The sequence below is a fragment of the Cryobacterium sp. M25 genome (assembly GCF_002929635.1).
Taxonomy (GTDB): domain Bacteria; phylum Actinomycetota; class Actinomycetes; order Actinomycetales; family Microbacteriaceae; genus Cryobacterium; species Cryobacterium sandaracinum.
Window position 1 is genome coordinate 24186 of the sequence record NZ_PJJU01000047.1, and the last position, 13007, is coordinate 37192.

At 69.7% G+C, this 13007-nt stretch carries 11 protein-coding genes and 1 pseudogene; 5 read left to right on the forward strand and 7 right to left on the reverse strand.

Annotation, left to right across the window (positions count from 1 at the left end; genetic code table 11):
• Positions 1 to 21: 21 nt before the first annotated feature.
• Complete coding sequence (locus CXY81_RS06480) at positions 22 to 1236, reverse strand: cysteine desulfurase-like protein (protein WP_104194361.1); 1215 nt, start codon at positions 1234 to 1236, stop codon at positions 22 to 24.
• 79 nt (positions 1237 to 1315) lie between these two features.
• Positions 1316 to 2242: a rhodanese-related sulfurtransferase gene (locus CXY81_RS06485; protein ID WP_104170041.1), complete on the reverse strand. Its 927-nt coding sequence runs from the start codon at positions 2240 to 2242 to the stop codon at positions 1316 to 1318.
• Positions 2243 to 2362: 120 nt separating this feature from the next.
• Here CXY81_RS06485 and CXY81_RS06490 point away from each other — a divergent pair, with 120 nt between their 5' ends.
• The 3 genes and pseudogenes from CXY81_RS06490 (at position 2363) to CXY81_RS16915 (ending at position 3633) form a co-directional block, all read left to right on the forward strand.
• Positions 2363 to 2908, forward strand: a complete 546-nt coding sequence (locus tag CXY81_RS06490) for a YbhB/YbcL family Raf kinase inhibitor-like protein (protein ID WP_104099926.1) — start codon at positions 2363 to 2365, stop codon at positions 2906 to 2908.
• Positions 2909 to 3026: 118 nt separating this feature from the next.
• Positions 3027 to 3188, forward strand: a pseudogene (locus CXY81_RS16910) (alpha/beta hydrolase); the annotation flags it as partial.
• A gap of 67 nt (positions 3189 to 3255) precedes the next feature.
• Positions 3256 to 3633, forward strand: a complete 378-nt coding sequence (locus tag CXY81_RS16915; protein ID WP_233194024.1) for a hypothetical protein — start codon at positions 3256 to 3258, stop codon at positions 3631 to 3633.
• Between the two features lie 177 nt (positions 3634 to 3810).
• Here CXY81_RS16915 and CXY81_RS06500 read toward each other — a convergent pair whose 3' ends face one another.
• Entirely contained in the window at positions 3811 to 4449 is a 639-nt protein-coding gene (locus CXY81_RS06500; RefSeq protein ID WP_104194362.1) for a LysE family translocator, read from the reverse strand.
• 202 nt (positions 4450 to 4651) lie between these two features.
• On the opposite strand from CXY81_RS06500, the gene CXY81_RS06505 reads away from it, so the two are divergent.
• Complete coding sequence (locus tag CXY81_RS06505; RefSeq protein WP_104170043.1) at positions 4652 to 5215, forward strand: thioesterase family protein; 564 nt, start codon at positions 4652 to 4654, stop codon at positions 5213 to 5215.
• Positions 5216 to 5487: 272 nt separating this feature from the next.
• On the opposite strand, the gene CXY81_RS06510 is transcribed toward CXY81_RS06505, so the two are convergent.
• The 4 genes from CXY81_RS06510 to CXY81_RS06525 form a co-directional block, all read right to left on the reverse strand.
• On the reverse strand, positions 5488 to 6000 hold the full coding sequence (locus tag CXY81_RS06510) for a hypothetical protein (RefSeq protein ID WP_104170044.1): 513 nt from the start codon (positions 5998 to 6000) through the stop codon (positions 5488 to 5490).
• Between the two features lie 99 nt (positions 6001 to 6099).
• On the reverse strand, positions 6100 to 7722 hold the full coding sequence (locus CXY81_RS06515; protein ID WP_104194363.1) for an NAD(P)/FAD-dependent oxidoreductase: 1623 nt from the start codon (positions 7720 to 7722) through the stop codon (positions 6100 to 6102).
• 71 nt (positions 7723 to 7793) lie between these two features.
• Positions 7794 to 8159, reverse strand: coding sequence for an META domain-containing protein (locus CXY81_RS06520; protein ID WP_104170046.1), 366 nt, complete (start codon positions 8157 to 8159; stop codon positions 7794 to 7796).
• Positions 8160 to 8231: 72 nt separating this feature from the next.
• Positions 8232 to 9146 carry a LysR family transcriptional regulator gene (locus CXY81_RS06525; protein WP_104194364.1) on the reverse strand — a complete coding sequence of 305 codons (915 nt, stop codon included), beginning with the start codon at positions 9144 to 9146 and terminating at the stop codon, positions 8232 to 8234.
• 141 nt (positions 9147 to 9287) lie between these two features.
• On the opposite strand from CXY81_RS06525, the gene CXY81_RS06530 reads away from it, so the two are divergent.
• Positions 9288 to 12908, forward strand: a complete 3621-nt coding sequence (locus CXY81_RS06530) for a bifunctional proline dehydrogenase/L-glutamate gamma-semialdehyde dehydrogenase (protein WP_104194376.1) — start codon at positions 9288 to 9290, stop codon at positions 12906 to 12908.
• The last annotated feature ends 99 nt before the right edge of the window (positions 12909 to 13007 follow it).

Consider the following 13007-nt stretch of genomic DNA (forward strand, 5'->3'; position numbering starts at 1 on the left):
CTAGGGGCGGAGACGACCGGGTCAGGTGACGCGGAGGAAGACGCGCAGTGCGGCGAGCAGCCGGGCCACCTCATCGACGGTGTTGTAGGGGGCGAGGCCGATCCGCAGGCCGCCACGGTCGCCGAGTCCGAGGTGCCGGGAGGCTTCGAGGGCGTAGAACGAGCCGGCGGGGGCGAGGATGCCCTGCTTGCACAGGTGGCGGGACGCATCCGCGGTGTCGTGGCCGGCGAACGTGACCAGCACGGTGGGTGTGCGCACGGCAGCCCTCGAGTGCAGTCGCGCCCCCGACAGCTCCGCCAGGCCGGCCTCCAGTTCGCCGCGCAGGGTCTCCTCGTGGTGTTCGAGAGCCTGGGACGAGCGGATCAGGCGCTCCCGCCGAGAGGCCCCGGCCGGCGCGGAGTCGCCGAGGCCGGCGAGGAATTCGACGGCGGCCGTGACCCCCGCCATCGTCTCGTAGGGGAGCGTGCCCAGCTCGAAACGCTCGGGCACCTGGTCGCTCGAGGGCACCAGCTTGTCGGGATATATCGTTTCGAGCAGCGCGGGCGCGGAAGCGAGAATCCCGCAGTGCGGACCGAAGAACTTGTAGGCCGAGCAGACGAAGAAGTCCGCTCCCAGCGCCACGACGTCCACCGACGCGTGCGGCGTGTAGTGCACGCCGTCGACGTAGAGGAGCGCGTCGACGGAATGTGCGAGCCGGGCGATCGCCGCCACCGGCGGGCGGGTGCCGATCAGGTTGGAGGCGGCGGTCACGGCTACCAGCCGGGTGCGCTCGCTGAGGACCGCGGCGATGTCCGGGACGCTCAGCTCACCGGTGGCCGGGTCGAAGTCCGCCCAACGCACCGTGGCGCCGGCCCGGTCGGCGGCCTGCATCCACGGGCGGATGTTCGCGTCGTGGTCGAGCCGGGTGACCACGACCTCGTCGCCCGGGCCCCATCCGGCGGACAGGGCGTTCGCCAGGTCGTAGGTCAGCTGCGTGGCGCTGCGTCCGTAGACGATTCCGCGTTCTTCGGCGCCGAGCAGATCCGCCATGGCGCTCCGGAACCCGGTGACGGCGTCCTCCGCGTTCTGCTGGGAGGTACTTCCGGTTCCCCGGATCGAGAGCGGCCCGGTCAGGGTCGACGCGATCGCGGAACCGACCGCCAGCGGGGTCTGGGTGCCGCCCGGGCCGTCGAAGAAGGCCGTGCCGGTGGCGAGGGCGGGAAAGCTGGGTCGGATCGTCTGCGCATCAAAGGTCACAGTGCATCCAATCACGACCCCGCCTCCTGCCCCGGGGAAGTAGCATGTCGGCATCTGCGAAAGGGCGCACCGCGGCCGGTCAGGCCCCGGTGTGCGCGTCAGCGTGGGCGGTGGCGTGGGCCGCGCACGCCGGGGTCTTGGCAGCGACGCAGCCCGGGCAGACGACGAGCTGTTCCCGGCAGGAGGCATCTCGGCAGTTGAGCAGGTTCTTCGTCGGTTCACCGCACACCAAGCAGCGCCCGATCACGGCGGTGTGGTCGCTGAAGTCCAGCGACATCCGCTGGTCGAAAACGTAGAGCGAACCGTTCCAGAGGCCGTCGTCGCCGAAAGCCTCGCCGTAGCGCACGACGCCGCCGTCAAGCTGGTAGACCTCGCCGAAGCCGCGCTCCTTCATCAGGGAACTGAGCACCTCGCAGCGGATGCCGCCGGTGCAGTAGGTGACGACGGGCTTGTCCTTGAGGTGGTCGTACGTGCCGCTCTCCAGCTCAGCCACGAACTCGCGGGTGTTGGCGACATCCGGCACGATCGCGTTCTGGAAGCGGCCGATTTCGGCCTCGAACGCGTTGCGGCCGTCAAAGAAAACGACCTCGTCGCCGCGCTCACCGATGAGGGCGTGCAGCTCGGCCGGGGAGAGCTTGGCGCCGCCGCCGACCACGCCGCCGGCGTCGACGCGCAACTCGCCGGGTGCGCCGAAGCTCACGATCTCATCCCGCACCTTCACGACCAGCCGGGGGAAGTCGAGGCTCAAGCCCTGCTCATCGAGCCCGGTGCCCTCGCTCCACTTGACGTCGAGATTCTTGAACGGGGCGTAGTCCCGAGTCTTGCGCAGATAGCGCTTGATCGCGGGAAGGTCGCCGCCGACGGTGCCGTTGAGGCCGTCGGTGGAGATCAGGATTCGCCCGCGCAGGCCCAGCGATTCGCACAGGTCTCGCTGCCAGAGACGCACGGCCTCGGGGTCGGCCAGCGGGGTGAAGACGTAGTAGAGCAGGATCTTCGGAATAGCCACCGCGCCATTTTACCGAGTTCGCCGGCTGGTATTCGGCTGATATCCGGGTGGGTGCCTGGGTGGGGGGGCGCGGGCCGGGTGGCCGGTTGGCTAAGCTTCTGGCAACCAATTGGAGGCCCAATGGCCCAGAACGATCCTCTCGCCCGGTTCGGCGCTGTACCGCTATTCACGCTGACGAGCACGGACATGACCGACGGAGTGCCCCTCACCGCGGCGCAGTACGGCACCGGCTCCGGCGGCCGGAACCTGTCCCCGCACCTGGAGTGGTCGGGATTCCCGGCCGACACGAAGAGTTTCGCGGTGACCCTTTACGACCCGGACGCTCCGACCGGGTCCGGATTCTGGCATTGGGCGGTCGTCAACCTGCCGGCCGACTGCGTGGCCCTGCCCGCAGACGCCGGCGCTCCGGGCGGCCGGCTGCTGCCGAGGGGTGCCGTGACCCTGCCCAATGAAGGCCGTCAGTCGGCTTTCGTCGGCGCGAGCCCTCCGGCCGGCACCGGCACGCACCGGTACCAGTTCATCGTGCACGCGGTCGACGTGGCCCGGCTCGACATCGACCCGGACTCCACGCCGGCCGTGCTGGGGTTCAACCTGCACTTCCACACCCTGGCGCGCGCGGTGCTCGAGGCCACGGGTGTGCACGGAGGAGCCGCCCACAACCCCTGAGCCGAGGTCTTCTCAGGTTGTCCACGGGCGTTTCTCCTCCGGTTCTCGGGTGATCCAGATCTGCAGCCCCACCCGATGAACGGCCCGTCGCAGCCCCGCAATTCGCGCGCCGGGGCCGCTGCCGGTCTACGTCTACTTCCACGGCGGCGGCTGGACCTCGGGCGACAAGGCGCCGCTGACGGAGTACGCGGCCAGCCAGGCGGTCGACGGCATGATCGTCGTCAACGCGAACTACCGGATGGCGACGCGCTTCCAGCTGAAGCACATGTTGGACGACGGCAACGAGGTGTTGCGTTGGGTGGCCCGCCACATCGAGGAGTTCGGCGGGGATCGCCGACATCTCGGTGATGTTCGAGCACGGATTCGTGCTGAGCCTGAATTTTCTGCGGATGCTGCTGCCGGAGCGCGGCCGCGGGGTCGTGCTGCGTACCGCGGCCCGGTTCATGTCCCCGATCGAGTGGCTCGAGCGCGGGTTCCCGCCGGTGTTCGTGACCACCTCGGAGCGTGACTACTTCTACCGGGCGAACCTCAATTTCATCGCTGCGCTGCGCCGGCGCTCCATCGCGGTCGACGCGCTGATCTACGACCGGAAGCAGACCAACACGCGCCACACCCGGCAGCAGGACGCCGCGCATCCGGAATCGCACGAGGTCTACCGCCGCCTGGGTGCCTTCGTGCGCCGCGTCGCCGGGGTGCCGCTCGCGGCCGTCGCAACCGTCGCCTAGAACGTTCGTGGCGCACCCTGTGGAAGCCGGCGCATGTTCTACGGTCCGCCAGCTTCCACCGGGTGCGCCGCGACGGATGCGGGCCGCAGAGAAACCTTCGGACATCGGCTCACCGGGTCCGACAGGCCCGACTTTCGGGGCCGATATCGGAACCGCGGTCGACCACCGGGGGCAAGGTCAGGCTTGGGCGCCCGTGGCGGCGAGCACGCCGCCGAGGCCGATCATCATGACACCGCCGCCCGCGGAGAGGTGCTCCATGCGGCGGGGGGACGAGGCGAACCAATCGCGGGCCGAGCCTGCCGCGAGGGCCCACACGCTGTCGCCGAGCAGGGCAAGCAGCACGAACACGAGGCCCAGAGTCAGCAGCTGCAGCGGGACGGCCCCGGCCGAGTAGTCCACGAACTGGGGCAGCACGGCCACGAAGAACACGATCGACTTGGGGTTGCTGATCCCCACGACCGATCCCTCGGCCAGCAGGCGCCACTTCGTCTTCGGCACGCTGCTCAGTCCGAGGCTCCGGGCGGCCGCGTACCGGTGCCGGATGGCCTGCACGCCGAGGTAGACGATGTACGCGGCGCCGGCGAACTTGATCGTCGTGAACACCACGATCGATCCGGTCACGATTGCGCCGAGGCCCAGCGCGACGGCCGCGACCACCGGGATCAGCCCGAGGGCGTTGCCGAGCACGCTCAGCAGACCGCCGAGGCGTCCGAGCGCCAGGGACCGCCCGATCACGAACAGCACGGTGGGTCCGGGCAGCACGATCAGGGCGACGGATGCCAGCGCGAACGTCAGCAGGTTGGGCAACGGGACCATATACGAAAGGTTAACCCGGCCGGGAGGCCGGGGCATCCGCTGTCGCGAGTGTGCCTGGTCCGGTCGAGAGTGACCCACGGAACGGGCACGCTCAACCGGAGGCACTGTGGTAATCGTGCAGGTTCCGGTCGTGCGGGCCCGGATGCTTGTGGCTCGCGGCAGCAGAATGCGCCCCGGCACCGCCGGTGGCTAGCCTCTCAAGATGCACATGCTCTGGCGCACCCTCCTGCACTCCGTCTTCTCCCGCTTCGGCCCGCGCCTGGGCCACTACGACGTGGCCAGCACCCGGTTCATCACTTTGCCGACCGACCAGGACATCCTTCGGCATATGAACAACGGCGTATACCTGTCGATCATGGACATCGCCCGCTTCGACATGCTGCACCGTACCGGCATCTGGGCGATCTTCCTGAAGCGCGGCTGGTACCCGGTGGTGGTGTCGGAGACGATCAGTTTCCGCAAGTCGCTGACCCTCGGCCAGAAGTTCACGGTGGAGTCGCGCATCCTGGGCTTCGACGAGAAGGCCGTCTACGTGGAGCAGCGGTTCGTGCGGCCGGACGCCGACGGAACCCCGGAGATCTACGCGCAGGGCTTCATCCGCGGACGGTTCCTGAAGCGCAGCGGAGGGGTCGTGGGCATCGACGAGCTCGTCGACGCCGTGGGCGCGGTGCCCGAGGACGTGACGGTGCCGGCCTGGCTGCTCGAGTGGAGCGCGGATGTCGCGATGCCCGCCACCCGCGCCGCCGCCCCCAGCCACTGGACCTGAGTGGGAGCGCCACGCGCCGTGTCTGCCGTGTCAGCCGAGTCCGGGGTCCTGCGGCACCCCCGCCCGTAGCCCGAACGAATTCGACGGAGATTCTGCCCGAATCAACCCGAAACAGTACGGAAATGCAGTTTTGCCCGAGAATCTCCGTCGAATTGGTTCGACGCCGGGCATGGCGTGGCGCCTGTGCTGACCAGCGTCCACGCGGGCGACCAGCGTCCACGCGGGGCGATCAGCTCTGATCCTCCGCGAGCGACACAACCAATCGATCAGGACTAGACGGTGGGTTCGGTGGCCTTCTTGGGCGGGATGAGCTCACTGTAGTACTCGACGTGGGGCTTGTAGTGGGTCCGGGCGGGTATCGGCTGGCCGGTGCGCGCCGCAACGAGACGGTCGAAGTAGTAGTCCCAGAACGGGCCGACGGTGGCGGCCTCCGCGGCGGAGTGCAGGCGCTGGCCGAAGGTGAGGGTGGTCATCCCCGCCCCCTCGACGAGGTGCAGGATCACGTGCCGGGCGGCGGCACCCTCGCCGATGTCGGCGGTGAACCGCTTCGGCGGGATGCACTTGATGATGCTCACGTACTCCCACTCGGCATCCGCTTCGTCCAACTTGAATCGCACGGCGCCGGTCTCGGGAGCGCCCGTGTAGGTTCCGATCCAGCCCTGGAGGCCGGCGGACCGGCTCACGCTAGCCCACACGTCGTCCTTCGACGCGCTGAAGAGCCGGTCGAGCATGAGGTACAGACCGTCTTCGCGATAGGCAAGGCGTCCGGTTGGCTTGAATGACATGCGAACCTCCACGGTGAGTGAGGCACGGGCCTCAGTACAAAACTATGCCCTTCTCCGGGCGGGGATCAACAGCCACGCCCTCCGGCCGGGACCCGGCGCCTACCCCTCGAGCACCGCCATCGCCGCATTGTGACCGCCGATGCCGCTGACGCCGCCGCCGCGTCTGGCGCCCGCCCCACAGATCAGAATCCGCGGATGCTCCGTCGCCACCCCCCAACGCTCGGCCGCGGTGGATCGCGGCGCGTCGTCCTCGAGGAACGGCCATTCCAGAGGACCGTGGAAGATGTTGCCGCCGGGGAGGTTGAGGGCGTGCTCCAGGTCGAGCGTGGTCTTCGTCTCGATGCAGGGCCGGCCGGCGGCATCGCTCAGCAAGAGGTCCTCGATGGGTTCGGCCAGAACGGAATTCAGCGACGCCAGAACGGCGGCTTGCAGCCGGTCGCGGCTGACGTCGTTGTTCTCCTCGGTGAGCCAGCGGTGCGGGGCGTGCAGCGCGAACACCGTGAGGGTCTGCGCGCCGGCGGCGACGAGCTCGGGGGAGAGGATGCTCGGGTCGCTGAGCGAGTGGCAGTAGATCTCGCAGGGCAGCAGCTCGGGGAAGCCGTCGTGGTCGGCCTGGTTGTAGGCGCTCTCCAGCTGGGTCAGGGTCTCGTTGATGTGGAAGGTGCCGCCGAACGCGGCCTCGGGGGACACGTCCTCGTCGCGCAGCAGCGGCAGTCGGCGGAGTAGCAGGTTCACCTTGACCTGCGCGCCCTCCGGTTTGGCGTCGGGCCCCGCGCTCGGCCCGGCACTCGGGCCGGCACCCGGCTCGACGTCGGGGCGCACGGATGCCGGCGCGGCCTCGCCGAGGAGACCCCGCAGCACCCACGGGGCGACGTTGGCGAGCACGTGCCGGCCCTGAACGACCCGCAGGGCGCCGCCGTGCCGGTAGCTCACCTCGCCCTCCGGCGTGACGCCGGTGACCTCGGCCTCCGTCACGATCCGGGCGCCGGCCTGCCGGGCGGCCTTCTCCAGCTCGCCGGAGACGGCGCCCATGCCGCCGACCGGCACGTCCCAGTCCCCGGTCCCGTTGCCGATGACGTGGTACAGGAAGCAGCGGTTCGCGTCGAGCTCCGCGCTGTCCAGCGACGTGAAGGTGCCGATCAGGCCGTCGGTGGCGACCACCCCGCGCACGAGGTCGTTCTGGAAGCGATCACGGAGCGCGCCGCCGAGCGGCCGCTCGAAGAACTGCTCCCAAAGCATGTCGTCTCCGAGCAGGGTCCTGGCCTCCGAGCGCGTGGGCAGCGGCTCGCAGACGGTGGGGAAGAGCGCCCGGGCAACGCTCTCCGTGTCACGGTAGAAGGCATTCCAGGCGGAAAAATCGGCGGCCGCGCCGACCCGGTCGAAGCTGGCGCGGGTGGCCGGCTCGTCGCCGCGGTCGACCAGGAGTCCGGTTCGGGTGTCGGCCGGATCGGGGGTGTACGAGGAGTACCGGCGCCGGGCCAGCCCGATCTCGAGACCGAGCTCGTCGATGATTCGCTGCGGCAGCAGGCTGACCAGGTAGGAGTAGCGCGAGAGCCGCGCGTCGACGCCGGGGAAGGCCGGGGCTGAGATGGCCGCGCCTCCGACGTGTTCGCCCTGCTCGAGTAGGAGAACGCTTTTGCCGGCCAGGGCCAGATAGGCGGCGGCCGTCAGGCCGTTGTGTCCGCCGCCGATGATCACGACATCGTGTGTGGGTTCGCTCATGCACCGAGACTACTCAGGAACCGAGACCAGCCCGGGGCGTCGGGCCCGCGCAGCTTGCCCGCCCGGCCGGGTCAGTCGGCACGTTCGAGCGTGCCGAACTCGTCGCCGTCGGCGTCCTGGATGGTCATGGTCGACCCGGCCACGGTGGCCGTGCTCGCTCCGCCCAGCCAGGTGTCGACGCCCTCACAGGCCATCAGGGTCGACGCGAACGTGCCGAACTCGACGGTGTCGCCGCTCATCGACCAGGTGCCGACGAGCCGGTTGCAGCCGTCGGTGCCGGTCACGGACGAGTCGGCCTTCAGCTCGAGGCCGGGCGTACCGCTGGCGTCGGGGGTGCCCCACGTGCCCGTCACGTCCGCGCTATCGGCGCCGGTGGAGCATCCGGTCAGGCCCAGGGCGACGGCGGCGAAGGCGAGCACAGCGGTTGGCTTCGTCATGGTGGGGCTCCGTTCACGGGTGTCGACGCGAGCCGCCGGACGCGCCCGTTCAACGATCAAAGCAGGGGAAGGTCAACCTGTCACCGGGGCGGCGACCAGTTCCACGGCGCGGGCCAGGGCGTCGCGCACGGCGAGCACGCCCGGTCGGCTGGCACTCGAGCGCCGGGCCGAGGAGAAGACGGTGCGGAGCGGCCCGCCGGGCAGCTCGACACCGCGGACGGTCGGCATCTTCCCGGCCCAGATCAAGTCCGGCAGGATGCCGACGGCATTGCCGGATTCGATCAGGCGGATGTGCGCGATCAGGTCGGCCGTCTCGAACCTCACGTCGGGCTCGAATCCCGCCGACCGGCAGAGCTGGGTCGCCCAGTGCCGTGAGGCGGTTCCCTCCGGCTCCATCACCCAGGGCAGATCGGCGGCGTCGGCGAGCGACGCTGCCGCCGCGCGGCCGCCGCGCGAGGGCGGAACGGCCAGCCGGAGCGCATCCGTCGCCAGGTTCACACGGTCCAGGTCAGGCCAGTGCACCCGGGTGTGCCCGGGATACTGTTCGGCGAGCACGAGGTCGAAATCGCGCGCAGACACCTCGAACAGGCCGCGCTCCGGCTCGCGCTCGGTGACCTCGACCCGCAGCTCGGGGAACTCCTCGGCGAGCAACGTGAGGGCCTGAGGGATGAGGGCGTGCGCCGCGGACTGGAACAGGGCCACGCGCACCGTGCCGGACACGGTCGTCAGCGACGCGGTCATCTCCGCCTCGGCCAGTTCCAGCCGTTCGAGCAGGTAGGTCGTGTGCAGCACCAGAACCTCGGCCTGCGGGGTGAGCCGCACCCGGCGCCCGACCTTCTGCAACAGGGAAACCCCGGCCTCTTTCTCCAGTAGCGCGAGCTGCTGCGACACAGCGGACGGGCTGTAAGCGAGGGCTTCGGCGACTCCCGCCAGGGTGCCGCGGATCTTGAGCTCGCGCAGCAGACGCAGTCGGCGCACATCCAGCATCCGTCATCCTCCTCGATCGTATCAATACTGATCATAAATGCTAATCAATATCGATCATAAAGATTCGCTTTTGCTAAAGGAACGAAAACCTCACACTGAGAACAGCCGTCCGCCGTGAACGAAAGAACTAGCCTCGTGACCATGACCAACTCCACTCCATCCGTGCAGCACGATCTCAGCGCCGATGTGGTCGCCCTCGTGCAGAAGTGGCTCGCCGAGAGCGCCACGATCCCCGCCGACCTGTCGGCCCAGCGCCTCGCCGGCGTGCTGAAAGACCCGAACGGGCTCGACTTCACCGTGGGCTTCGTCGACGGCGTCATGCGCCCGGAAGACCTCATGGTCGCCGGCTACAACCTGCAGAAGGTTGCGAAACAGGCGCCCGGCTTCCTCCCCTCCTACCTGCGCGGCGCCATCGGCCTCGGCGGCGTGCTCGGCCCGGTGGTGCCCTGGGTGGTCATCCCCGCCGCGCGGAAGGTGCTGCGCCAGATGGTCGGGCACCTGGTCGTGGACGCCACGCCCGAGAAGCTCGGTCCGGCGATCGCCCACCTGCGCGAGTCCGGCAACCGGCTCAACATCAACCTGCTCGGCGAGGCCGTGCTCGGGGAGAAGGAGGCGCTGCGCCGCCTCGAGGGAACCCGCGCCCTGCTGGCCCGCGACGACGTGGACTACGTCTCGATCAAGGTCTCCTCCATCGCCAGCCAGCTGTCGATGTGGTCCTTCGACGAGGCCGTCGACCGCGTCGTCGAACGCCTGACCCCGCTCTACGAGCTGGCGGCGGGGGGCGGTTCGACCACCGGGGGCGGCTCCACCACCGGGGCCAAGTTCATCAACCTCGACATGGAGGAGTACCGCGACCTCGACCTCACCATCGCGGTGTTCGAGCGCATCCTCGACCAGCCTCAGCTGCTGCACTTGGAGGCCGGCATCGTGCTGCAGGCCTACCTGCCCGACGCCCTCGGGGCCCTGCAGGGTCTTACCCACTGGGCACAGGGCCGCCGGGCCGCGGGCGGAGCCCCGATCAAGGTGCGTGTCGTCAAGGGCGCCAACCTGGCCATGGAACACGTCGACTCGGCCGTGCACGACTGGCCGCTGGCGACCTACTCCACCAAGCAGGACAGCGACACGAACTACAAGCGCGTGCTCGACTGGGCCTTCACCCCGCAGAACACGGATGCCGTCAAGATCGGCGTCGCCGGCCACAACCTCTTCGACGTGGCCTGGGCCCACCTCCTGGCCACGAAGCGCGGCGTGGACGACCGGGTCGAGTTCGAGATGCTGCTGGGCATGGCCACCAGCCAGGCCGAGGCCGTGAGCCGCGACGTCGGCCGCCTCCTGCTCTACACGCCCGTCGTGAACCCGGCCGAATTCGACGTGGCCATCAGCTATCTGATCCGCCGCCTCGAGGAGAACGCCAGCCAGGACAACTTCATGTCGGCGGTGTTCGAGCTGACGAGTTCCCCGCAGCTCTTCGACCGCGAGAAGGAGCGGTTCCTGGCCTCTCTCGCGGGCCTCGACGCGGTCGTCCCACAGCCGAACCGCCGCCAGGACCGTATCCAGGTCACCCAGCTCGATGCAGCCGGCCGCGGCGAGGTACCCGCAAGCGAATCCGGCGATGACGAGGATGAATTCGGCGACGAGTCCGGCGTCGGGCTCACCGCAGCCGTGCTCGGGCTCACCCGCGGCTCGGTCGAGAGCCTGCCGCACCCCGGTTTCCACAACGAACCCGACACAGACCCGTCCCTGCCCGCGAACCGGGCCTGGGGTCGTCACATCCTGAGCCGGGTCGAGACCTCCACGCTCGGGCTGGACGCCATCCGTGACGCCCGGGTCAGCGACCCGGCCGAGCTGGACCGCCTGATTGAGGCCGCGGCGGCCTGCGGCGCCGCCTGGGGGCAGCGCACCGGAGCGGAGCGCGCCGCAGTGGTGCACCGGGCCGGGCTCGCGCTCGCCGCGAACCGCGACCGCCTGATCGAGGTGATGGCCGCCGAAACCGGTAAGACCATCGCCGAGGGTGACCCCGAGGTCAGCGAGGCGATCGACTTCGCCCACTACTACGCCGAACGGGCCCGCGACCTCGACGCCGTGCAGGGCGCGATCTTCGTGCCCTCGAAGCTGACCGTGGTCACCCCGCCGTGGAATTTCCCGGTAGCCATCTCCGCCGGCGGCGTGCTCGCCGCCCTCGCGGCCGGCTCCGGCGTCATCGTCAAGCCCGCCAAGCTCGCCCAGCGTTCCGGCGCGGTCATGGTCGAGGCGCTCTGGGAAGCCGGCGTGCCGCGCGACCTGCTCGTGCTCGTGGACCTCGCCGACCGGGAACTGGGTACCCGCCTGATCTCGCACCCGGCCGTCGACCGCGTCATCCTGACCGGCGGCTACGAGACCGCGCAGCTGTTCCGCAGCTTCCGCGAAGACCTGCCCCTCCTGGCCGAGACAAGCGGCAAGAACGCCATCATCGTCACTCCCTCCGCCGACCTCGACCTCGCCGCCGCCGATGTCATCAAGAGCGCCTTCGGGCACGCCGGGCAGAAGTGCTCGGCCGCGAGCCTGGTCATCCTGGTCGGATCGGTCGCCAAATCGGAGCGCTTCATCAGTCAGTTGACGGATGCCGCGACCTCCCTGCGCGTCGGCCGCCCCTCCGACCCGGTCACCCAGATGGGCCCCATCATCGAGCCGGCCGAGGGCAAGCTGCGCCACGCCCTCACCACGCTCGGCGTCGGCGAAAAGTGGCTGGTCGAGCCCCAGCAGCTCGACGAGTCCGGCACCCTCTGGTCGCCGGGCATCCGCACCGGGGTGCTGCCCGGCTCCTACGTGCACCTGACCGAGTTCTTCGGGCCCGTGCTCGGAGTGATGCACGCCCGCAACCTGGCGGAAGCCATCCGTTTCCAGAACGCGGTCGACTACGGCCTCACCTCGGGGCTGCACTCGCTCGACCCGGCCGAGCTGACCGAATGGCTGGACACGATCGAGGCCGGCAACCTCTACGTGAATCGTGGCATCACCGGCGCGATCGTGCAGCGCCAGCCCTTCGGCGGCTGGAAGCGCTCGGCCGTGGGACCGGGCACCAAGGCCGGCGGCCCGAACTACCTGTACGGGTTCGGCAGCTGGGTGAGCGAAGCCGGCCGCAACAGCTCGACGCTCCACCTGCGCGGCCTCGACCAAACCGTCACCGCCCTGATAGAGGCGGCGCAGACCGTGCTCGACTACGCGGACTTCGACGTGCTGCGCCGGTCGGCGCTGAGTGACGCGCTGGCCTGGCGCGACGAGTTCGGCGCGGTCAGGGACGTCTCAGACCTCGGTCTCGAACGCAACCTGTTCCGCTACCGCCCGCTGCCCGTCACCGTGCGCCTGACCGAGGCCGGCACCCTCGCCGACCTGCTGCGCGTGATCATTGCCGCGACCCTGTCGACGGCGTCGTTCGAGGTCTCCAGCGCCATCCCGGTGCCGCCGATGGTGCGCAACGTGCTCGCCGAGCGCGAGATCGCGGTCTCGGTCGAGAGCGACGACGAATGGCTGCAGCGGGCCGAGGCCGGTGGCATCCGCACCAGCCGGGTGCGCCTGATCGGCGGGGACCGCCTGACAGGGGCGCAGGCAGAGGCCTCCCGCCTGGCCCACGCGCTCGGCGGCAGCCCGGACATCGCGGTGTACGCACACCCCGTCACCCAGGCCGGCCGGGTCGAGCTGCTCCCGTTCCTGCGCGAGCAGGCGATTTCGATCACGGCGCACCGCTTCGGCAACCCGAGCACACTCTCCGAGGGGATCATCTAGGGGCCGGGCTGCGTCCCGTGCGACGGCGGCCGACCACAAGGCTAAAATAGGCCTTTGGTGGCCGCAGTCTGCGGTCGACTGCACCAGCAGGAGTGCGGA

Excerpts from the sequence above, each read along its gene's own strand:
- CXY81_RS06490 (WP_104099926.1), top strand. The coding sequence starts at position 2,363 with ATGGCCCAGAACGATCCTCTCGCCCGGTTCGGCGCTGTACCGCTATTC.
- CXY81_RS16915 (WP_233194024.1), top strand. The coding sequence starts at position 3,256 with ATGTTCGAGCACGGATTCGTGCTGAGCCTGAATTTTCTGCGGATGCTG.
- CXY81_RS06500 (WP_104194362.1), bottom strand. The coding sequence starts at position 4,449 with ATGGTCCCGTTGCCCAACCTGCTGACGTTCGCGCTGGCATCCGTCGCC.
- CXY81_RS06505 (WP_104170043.1), top strand. The coding sequence starts at position 4,652 with ATGCACATGCTCTGGCGCACCCTCCTGCACTCCGTCTTCTCCCGCTTC.
- CXY81_RS06510 (WP_104170044.1), bottom strand. The coding sequence starts at position 6,000 with ATGTCATTCAAGCCAACCGGACGCCTTGCCTATCGCGAAGACGGTCTG.
- CXY81_RS06515 (WP_104194363.1), bottom strand. The coding sequence starts at position 7,722 with ATGAGCGAACCCACACACGATGTCGTGATCATCGGCGGCGGACACAAC.
- CXY81_RS06520 (WP_104170046.1), bottom strand. The coding sequence starts at position 8,159 with ATGACGAAGCCAACCGCTGTGCTCGCCTTCGCCGCCGTCGCCCTGGGC.
- CXY81_RS06525 (WP_104194364.1), bottom strand. The coding sequence starts at position 9,146 with ATGCTGGATGTGCGCCGACTGCGTCTGCTGCGCGAGCTCAAGATCCGC.
- CXY81_RS06530 (WP_104194376.1), top strand. The coding sequence starts at position 9,288 with ATGACCAACTCCACTCCATCCGTGCAGCACGATCTCAGCGCCGATGTG.